Origin of the sequence: Frankia canadensis, from assembly GCF_900197875.1 — a bacterium.
GTDB classification, from domain to species: domain Bacteria; phylum Actinomycetota; class Actinomycetes; order Frankiales; family Frankiaceae; genus Frankia; species Frankia canadensis.
In genome coordinates, this window is sequence record NZ_FZMO01000198.1 from 1 (window position 1) to 7341 (window position 7341).

A 7341-nucleotide genomic window follows, 5' to 3' on the forward strand; every position below is an offset into this window, starting at 1 on the left:
CCCGCGTCCCCCGACTCCCCTGCCACCGGGCACATCACCCCGCGCACCGGTCCGCAGGGGGTCTCCGCGGCTGCCGGGGGCGACACTGCCAGGCTCGGCAACACTGCCGGGATCGGCGACACTGCCAGGCCAGGCGACACTGCCGGGCTCGGTGCCGCCGGGCCCCGGAGGGCGCCCCAGGCGCCGGCGCGTCTCGCCGTCGAGGTCGCGGCGGCGCTCGTCGCGCTGGTGCTGCTCGGCCTGCTGCAGAACGTGGACGTGCTGGTGCAGGGGCGGCTCGCGCCGCAGCTGTCGGGCTCCTACGCGGCCGTCTCCGTGGCCAGCAAGGTGCTGGTGCTCGCCGCGGTGGTGCTCGCGGGCTTCCTGCTGCCGGAGGCCGCCGACCGGCGCCATCTGGGCCAGCACGCTCTGCATCAACTGGGCGCGACCATCGCGATACTCCTCGTACCGGCAGTGGGGCTGCTCACCGCCGCGTTCCTCGCACCCGACACACTTCTTGCTCTGGCCTTCGGCCCCCGCTTCACCGACGCCTCCGGCGCGCTCCTCCCCCTGGCCGCGGCGATGACCTGTCTCGGAGCTACCGTGTTGTTCACCCATTACCTGCTCGCTCTCGGCGAACGCGGCGTCCTGCTGGCCCTGGGGCTCGCCGCCGCCGTGGCCCTTCCGCTCCTGGTCTGGGCGGACGGATCCCCCACCGCGACCGCTCGCGCCGATCTCGCCTGCCAGGCGGCGCTCGCCGTCGTCACCGGCCTGTCGGTGCTGGCCGCGGCCCGCCGGACGGCCCGGGCATGAGCGCGCAGAGCAATGGCCGTGGCCCGGGCGCCACGATCCCGCCGGTGCCGACGGGCCTGATCCGGCCGCAGGCGGGCACCGCCGCGGGGACCGGCACCGGTGACGCCGTTCCGGCCCGGCTGCTGGCCGCGCAGGTCGGCGCGCCGGGCATCGAGGAGGTCGCCCAGCGCCCGCCGTCACTCGCCGAACTCGTCGAGACGTCGGGGCTGCGCCGGGTGCACATGCTGGCCTGGCGGGACCTCGACGACCCGGAGTCCGGCGGGTCGGAGCTGCACGCGGACAAGGTCGCCGAGCGCTGGGCGCAGGCCGGCCTCGACGTGAGCCTGCGCACCGCGATGGCGCCCGGGCATCCCGAGTCGGTGCGGCGCAACGGCTACACGGTGGTCCGCAAGGCCGGCCGCTACTCGGTGTTCCCCCGCACCGCGCTGTCCGGCGCGCTCGGCCGCACCGGCCCGTGGGACGGCCTGGTCGAGATCTGGAACGGGATGCCGTTCTTCTCCCCCGTCTGGGCCCGCTGCCCGCGGGTGGTGTTCCTGCACCACGTGCACGCCGAGATGTGGCGGATGGTCCTCTCGCCGCGGCTGGCCACGGTGGGCGAGACGATGGAGTTCAAGGTCGCGCCGCCGATGTACCGGCGGACCCGCATCCTCACCCTGTCCGAGTCGTCCCGGCACGAGATCATCGAGCTGCTGGGGCTGCCGCCGCGCAACATCACGGTCGTGCCGCCGGGCATCGACCCGGCCTACACCCCCGCCGGCGAGCGCTCGCCGCATCCGCTGGTGCTGGCGGTCGGCCGGCTGGTGCCGGTGAAGCGCTTCGACGTCCTCATCGACGCCCTGCTGCGCGCCCGTGACGAGCACCCGACGATGGAGGCGGTGATCGTCGGCGACGGCTACGAGCGGCCCGAGCTGGAGAAGAAGATTCGCGCGGCCGGGGCCGGCGAGTGGCTGCGCCTGGTGGGCCGGGTCGACGACGAGGAGCTGCTCGCCCTCTACCGGCGGGCCTGGGTGCTGACCTCGGCGTCCGCCCGCGAGGGCTGGGGCATGACGATCACCGAGGCGGCGGCCTGCGGCACCCCGTCGGTCGCGACCCGGATCGCCGGGCACACCGACGCCGTCGTCGACGGCGAGACGGGCGTGCTGGTGGAGGACCCGGCCGAGCTCGGCAAGACGCTGGCCGGCGTGCTCACCGACAACGACCTGCGGGCCAGGCTCGCGGCCGGGGCGCTCGCCCACGCGGCGACGTTCACCTGGGCGGAGACGGCGCGGGCCACGTTCGCCGCGCTGGTCCGGGAGGCGGCGCGGCGCCGCGGCCCCGGCCAGGAGGCGGCGGCCCGCGCGATCGGCGCGACCGGGCGGCGCCGGTGACCGTGGCGACGACCCCGGCGATCCGGTGATCCGGTGACCCTGACCACGTCATCCTCCGGAACGGACGGCGCGACGTCCACGAACGGGACGACGTCCACGAACGGCGCGCGGCCCCCGGCCGCGGCGCGGCGCGGACGGTGGCCTGGCCGCCTGCCGTCGTGGCCGACCCTCGTGCTGGCGGCGATCGCCTACCTGCCGCTGCTCGCCACCGCCCCAGGCAAGATCGGCGCGGACACCAAGGCCTACCTGTACATCGACCCGGGCCGGATGCTGCGCCGGGCGGTCTCCATGTGGGACCCCGCGATCGGCATGGGCACGGTCACCCACCAGAACATCGGCTACCTGTTCCCGCAGGGGCTGTTCTACTGGCTGGCGCAGGTCGCCGGGCTGCCCGACTGGGTGGCCCAGCGGCTGTGGACGGGCTCCATCCTGTTCGGCGCGGGCACCGGCGTGCTGTTCCTGCTGCGCTCGTTTCGCTGGCCGGACCGGTTCGCGTTCGTCGCCGCGCTCGGCTACATGCTCTCCCCCTACATCCTCGAGTACGAGGCGCGGATCTCGGCGATCCTGCTGCCCTACGCGGGGCTCGGCTGGCTGATCGGCATCACCGTGCGCGGGCTGCGCGAGGCGGAGCCGGGCCGGGCGGGATGGCAACCGTCCGGCTGGCGTTTCCCGGGCGCGTTCGCGCTGGTCGTCACGACCATCGGCAGCATCAACGCGTCCAGTCTGATCTTCATCATGTTCGCGCCGCTGCTGTGGATCCCGTTCGCCGTGTGGGGTACCCGGGAGGTCCGCCTCGGCGCCGCGCTCGGCATGAGCGCGCGCGCGGTGCTGGCGATCCTGGTCACCTCGGCGTGGTGGATGGCCGGGCTGTACACCCAGGCCGGCTACGGACTGAACGTGCTCGCCTTCACCGAGACCATCCAGACGGTGGCGAGCAGCTCGCAGGCCTCGGAGGTGCTGCGGGGCCTGGGCAACTGGTTCTTCTACGGGCAGGACGCGCTCGGCCCGTGGATCGCGCCGGCGACCGGCTACACCCACAGCCTGTGGCTCATCGTCGTCAGCTTCCTGGTGCCGATCCTCGCGCTGGTCGCCGCCTCGGCGGTGCGCTGGGGGCATCGCGGCTACTTCGTCGCGCTGATCCTGCTGGGCACGACGATCGCCGTCGGCGTCTACCCGTACGACGACCCGTCGCCGTGGGGGACGCTGTTCAAGGACTTCGCCGAGGGCTCGACGGCCGGCCTCGCCCTGCGGTCGCTGCCACGCGCGGTGCCGATGGTGGCGCTGGGACTGTCCGTGCTGCTCGCCGGTGGTCTCGCCGCGCTCGAGGAACGGCACGCGCAGCGGCGGGCGGCATCTCCCCCCGGCGCCGCCCCCACCGGTGCGCCCAGCCGCGCCGCGCGCCTGCGCAACACCCCGGCACTGGCGATGGGCCTGGTCGTGCTGCTGATCGCGCTGGACATGACGCCGCTGTTCCGCGGCGAGTTCGTCGACCGGCTGCTGGTTCGCCCGGAGAACATCCCGTCGTACGAGAAGGACCTGGCGCACGCCCTCGACGCGGACGACGACGGCTCACGGGTGCTGGAGCTGCCCGGCGCCGACTTCTCCCACTACCGCTGGGGCAGCACGCTCGACCCGGTCACCGAGGGCCTGATGGACCGGCCGCTGGTCGTGCGCGAGCTCATCCCCTACGGCGAGGCCGGCAGCGTCGACCTGGTCCGGGCGCTCGACCGCCGGCTACAGGAGGGCGTGCTGGAGACGTCCGCCGTGCCGGACCTGGCCCGGCTCATGGGCGTCGGCGACGTGGTGCTGCGCAGCAACCTCGCCTACGAGCGCTACCGCACCCCCCGTCCCCGCTCGACCTGGGACCTGTTCACCTCTGAACGGCCGGCCGGGCTCGGCACGCCCACGACGTACGGCCCGCCGGTGGCCGAGGATCCGGGCATCCCGTTCACCGACGAGATCACCCTGGGCACGAAGAACACCGTGCCCGACCCGCCGGCGCTGGCCGTCTTCCCCGTCAGCGGCACCCAGCCGATCGTGCGCACCGCCGCCACCGCCCGCCCGCTGCTCGTCAGCGGCAACGGGGAGGCGCTGGTCGACGCCGCCGCCTCCGGACTGCTCGCGGGACCGGTCGCCGAGGGGCGGGCCATCCTGTACGCGCCGGCGCTCGCCGACTCCCCCGACGACGTGCGCCAGGCCCTCGACGACGGCGCCGACCTGCTCGTCACGGACACCAACCGGCTGCGGGCCGAGCGGTGGACGGGCGTGCGGGAGAACTTCGGCTACGTCGAGCAGCCCGGCGTCGCGCCGCTGAAGAAGGACCCGAACGACAACCGGCTGCCGCTGTTCCCCGGCGAGACGGCCGCGAACGAGACGACGCTGAGCCTGCACGCCCCCGGCGAGCCGGCGAAGATCGCCTCGGTGACGGCCTCCGGCTACGGCAACTCGTTCGCCTACGGGCCCTGGGACCGGCCGGACCGCGGCATCGACGGTGACCTCGCCACCGCCTGGCGGGTCGGCGCCTTCACCGACCCGACCGGCGAGGAGTGGCAGACCACGCTCGCCGTGCCGACCACCACCGACCACATCACGCTCACCCAGCCGCTGTCCGGGCCGCGCAACCGGTGGATCACCCGGGCGACGCTCACGTTCGACGGCGGCTCGCCGATCACCGTCGACATGTCCCCGTCGTCGCGGACGCAGGCCGGCCAGGTCGTCACCTTCCCGTCCCGCGCGTTCCGCACCCTGCGCATCCGGGTGGACGCGACGAACTTCGGCCGCCAGCGCGGCTACGACAACGTCTCGGCGGTCGGCTTCGCCGAGGTCGCGATCCCCGGCGCTGACGGGAGGCCGCTGACGGCGGACGAGGTGCTGCGCATGCCCAGCGACACCCTCACCACCGCCGGGGCGTCCTCGCTCGGGCACCGGCTCGCGCTGCAGATGTCGCGGGACCGGGCCAACCCGGCCGAGCCGTTCAAGCAGGACACCGAGGACGTGATCAGCCGGTCGTTCGACCTTCCCACGACCCGCACGTTCGCGCTGACCGGCACCGCCCGGGTCTCCGCCTACGCCTCCGACGACGGCATCGACCGGATCCTCGGCCGCCCGGCGACCCTGCCCGTCGTCACCTCGTCCGGCCGGCTGCCCGGGTCGATCGCGGACCGCTCGTCGAGCGCGTTCGACGGCGATCCGTCGACCGTCTGGAGCCCCGGCATCGGCACCCAGGTCGGCGCCTGGATCCAGGTCGCCTCACCGGCGCCGGTCACGACGTCGTCGGCGACGATGTCGCTGGTCGCGGACGGCCGGCACTCGGTGCCGACGCGGATCGGGCTGATCGTCGACGGACGCCAGGTCGGCTCGGTGGCCGTCCCGCCGGTGAGCGACACCACCCAGCGCGGCGGCACCCGTCAGGTCACGCTGAACTTCCCCGCGGTCACCGGCAGCACCTGGCGGTTCGCGGTGGAGGACGCGCGCACGGTCCGCAGCCTCGACCCGATCAGCCGCCAACCGCTGGCGATGCCGATCGGCATCGCCGAGATCGGCCTGCCCGGCCTGCCCACCGGGGCCGCCGACGCCACCGGTGCCTCGGGGACCTCGGGGACCTCGGGGACCGCCGCGACGGGGCAGCCCGTGGCGCAGCAGCTGCTCGCTCAGCTGCCCGGGACCTGCCGGTACGACCTGCTCAGCATTGACGGGCAGCCCGTCGGCCTGCGGATCGACGGCTCCACCGCGGACGCCGTGGCCCGTCTCGGGCTGCGGGTGTCGACCTGCGGCGGGGCGATCACCCTCGGCCCCGGCGAGCACCTGGTCCGCACCGGCAACGGTGCCGGCCTGGGCTTCGACCTCGACCGGCTGCTGTTCGCCTCGGATGCCGGCGGCGGCCCCTGGCTGGGCGCGGGCGACACGGGCAACCCACCGGCTGCGGCACAGCAGCCGTCCGCACCGCAGCCGTCCGCACCGCAGCCGTCCACCCAGCAGCCGTCCACCCAGCAGGCACCCGCGCAGGCCCAGTCCGCGCGGTCGGCCGCGACGCAGTCGACGGCGGCCCAGTCGACCTCGACGCGGCCGGCCGACGGGACGCGTCCGCAGGTCACGGTCACCTCCACCTCGGCGACCTCGTTCACCGCTCAGGTGACGGGCGCGAAGCCGGGCACGCCGTTCTGGCTGGTGCTCGGGGAGAGCCTGTCCCGCGGCTGGAAGGCGACGGTGAACGGCACCGACGCCGGCGCACCTCGGCTGGTCGACGGGTACGCCAACGGCTGGCGGGTCACGCCCACCGCCGCGGCGTTCACCGTGACCCTCACCTGGGCTCCCCAACAGATCGTCCGGTACAGCCTGGTGCTGTCCGCGGTGGCGGTGCTGTTCTTCCTGGCCCTGGTGCTGGTGACCACCCGGCGGGCGACCGGCCGGCGGCGGGCTGCCGCCGCGGTGGCGGGGGTGCAGGTGCGGCCGGACCTGCCCACGGTCGACCCGTGGAGCGGCCGGGCCGTGTCGGCGGACCCGCGGACGACGGTGGTCGCGGCGGTGGGCGCGGGCCTGCTCTCCTGGGCGCTGGTCTCGCTGTCCGCGGGGATCGTGGTCGCCTGCGCGACGGCGATCGCGCTGCTCGCGCCGCGTGGCCGGTGGATCACCAGGGTGGCGCCGGCGCTCTGCCTGACCATCAGCGCCCTGTACGTCCTCGAAGTGCAGGATCGCCATTCGCTGCCGACGAACGGCGACTGGGTGGCGGCCTTCGGCAAGGTCGCGATGGTGTCCTGGCTGACCGTGCTGCTGCTCGCCGCCGACCAGCTGGTGGTCGTGCTGCAGGGCCGCCGGGAACGCTCCCTCGGCAGCGGCGCCGCCGACCGTTCCTGACTGCGCCGCCCTGCCGGCGGTTGTGCCGCGCCACCGGTGGGCCCCCGCGCGCGCCCCCGGGTGTCATGGTTCAGGCGACCGGGGCCGGTCGCGTGCCACCCCCGGCGGCCGGCGGGGCCGGCGGGTCGACCAGCAGCGCGGCGAGGCGCTCCAGCTCCGCCGCCGCGTCGCAGGTCAGGCCGGTGTGCACCGGCGAAGTCTGGACGACCGTGCTGCGCGGCGCGGTCAGCCACCGGAACCGCTCCCCCGGGGCGAGCCGCCCCGCCGGGCCCGCCGCCGCGTCCGCGCTCGCCCAGTCATGGTGCGGGTACAGCGCGGCGCCGTGGTC

The 7341-nt window shown here is 75.0% G+C and carries 3 protein-coding genes and 1 pseudogene; 3 read left to right on the top strand and 1 reads right to left on the bottom strand.

From position 1 onward, the window contains the following. From C1A33_RS16540 to C1A33_RS16550, 3 genes and pseudogenes are all read left to right on the top strand, one after another. A pseudogene (locus C1A33_RS16540) lies at positions 1 to 792 on the top strand (hypothetical protein); the annotation flags it as partial. Beyond that, positions 789 to 2159, top strand: a complete 1371-nt coding sequence (locus C1A33_RS16545; RefSeq protein WP_101832390.1) for a glycosyltransferase family 4 protein — start codon at positions 789 to 791, stop codon at positions 2157 to 2159. The pseudogene C1A33_RS16540 and the gene C1A33_RS16545, both read left to right, overlap by 4 nt. Positions 2160 to 2192: 33 nt before the next feature. After that, positions 2193 to 7013, top strand: a complete 4821-nt coding sequence (locus tag C1A33_RS16550; RefSeq protein ID WP_101832391.1) for an alpha-(1->3)-arabinofuranosyltransferase domain-containing protein — start codon at positions 2193 to 2195, stop codon at positions 7011 to 7013. A gap of 70 nt (positions 7014 to 7083) precedes the next feature. Here the strand turns inward: C1A33_RS16550 and C1A33_RS16555 are convergent. Further along, on the bottom strand, positions 7084 to 7341 hold a 258-nt coding region (locus C1A33_RS16555), incomplete at its 5' end, for a DUF3037 domain-containing protein (RefSeq protein ID WP_115537964.1).